Genomic DNA, 792 nt, shown 5'->3' on the forward strand with positions numbered 1-792 from the left:
AGAAGTTCGCTGATGGAAGCACTCAAGAAATTGATGTTCCTTATGATATTCCTGAGAATTGGGAGTGGGTGAGGTTTTCTACATTGGTTGAAATTGTCAGAGGTGGCTCTCCACGACCAATCAAAGATTATCTTACTTCTGAAGTAGATGGAATAAATTGGATAAAAATAGGTGATACTGAAAAGGGTGAAAAGTATATAAATAATGTTAAAGAAAAAATCAAAAAATCAGGGCTTAACAAAACTAGATTTGTAAAAAAAGGTACATTTTTGTTAACTAATTCTATGAGTTTTGGTAGACCTTATATTTTGAATGTTGATGGTGCAATACACGATGGATGGTTGGCTATTTCGAACTATGAAAACTCATTAAATAAAGATTACCTATTCTATATTCTTTCATCAAATGTAGTTTATTCTCAATTTCTATCTCTAATTAGTGGAGCTGTTGTGAAAAACTTGAATAGTGATAAAGTTGCTTCTATTCTTATCCCTCTCCCCCCACTATCTGAACAACAACGAATAGTAGAAGCAATCGAAACAGCTTTAGAAAAAGTAGATGAATATGCTGAAAGTTATAATAGACTGGAACAGCTAGATAAAGAATTTCCAGATAAACTAAAAAAATCTATTCTTCAATATGCTATGCAAGGAAAATTAGTTGAACAAGACCCAAATGATGAATCAGTCGAAGTTTTACTTGAAAAAATACGAGCAGAAAAACAAAAACTCTTTGAAGAAGGCAAGATTAAAAAGAAAGATTTGGACATTTCTATTGTTTCCCAAGGAGATG

Annotated in this window: 1 protein-coding gene; it reads left to right on the top strand. The window is 31.9% G+C overall.

Annotation, left to right across the window (positions count from 1 at the left end):
* Window positions 1-792 (top strand): restriction endonuclease subunit S (locus HT711_RS10980; protein ID WP_173250154.1); only part of this gene is annotated, 792 nt, incomplete at both ends.

Source organism: Streptococcus sp. 1032, assembly GCF_013277015.1.
Lineage (GTDB): Bacteria > Bacillota > Bacilli > Lactobacillales > Streptococcaceae > Streptococcus.